Annotated in this window: 1 protein-coding gene and 1 pseudogene; one reads left to right on the forward strand and one right to left on the reverse strand. The window is 69.4% G+C overall.

Annotation, left to right across the window (positions count from 1 at the left end; all coding sequences use genetic code 11):
- Window positions 1-178: pseudogene (locus tag ACU8YE_RS24940) on the reverse strand (hypothetical protein); the annotation flags it as partial.
- 81 nt (window positions 179-259) lie between these two features.
- Between ACU8YE_RS24940 and ACU8YE_RS24945 the strand changes: the two are divergent.
- Window positions 260-464 (forward strand): LacI family DNA-binding transcriptional regulator (locus ACU8YE_RS24945; RefSeq protein ID WP_446930225.1); only part of this gene is annotated, 205 nt, incomplete at its 3' end.

Here is a 464-nt window from a genome sequence, read left to right on the forward strand (position 1 = left end):
GTCCGATCGGGACGGCCGGGGTCGTCACCGGTGACGCGGACGTGCGCATCGTCGGCGCGGCACTCTCAGCGACCGATCCCCACGCCTGGCACTCGCCACAGCGACCGACCCACTTCGAGGTCTCCCAGCCGCACTCCGTGCAGCGATGGGCGGGCCGGGCCTTGGCGGATTTGCTCATGCGCTGAACCGTAGGCGACGGCACCGACAGGCCCTGCCCCCGTTATGCTGCAGATGGATTGGAACGATCAAGGAGTCGTTGATGTCGCGCACCGAGCCTCGAGCCACCGGGTTTATCCCTGTCTCGCCGCCGACGCTCGCAGACGTCGCCGAGCGCGCCGGGGTCTCGCGCCAGACGGTGTCCAACGCCGTCAACAACCCCGACCTGCTGCGACCCGGCACCCTCGAACGCGTGCGTCAGGTGATCGAGGAGATGGGCTACACGCCCAACCGCGCCGCCCGCAACC

The sequence above is a fragment of the Ralstonia sp. VS2407 genome, from assembly GCF_052950655.1.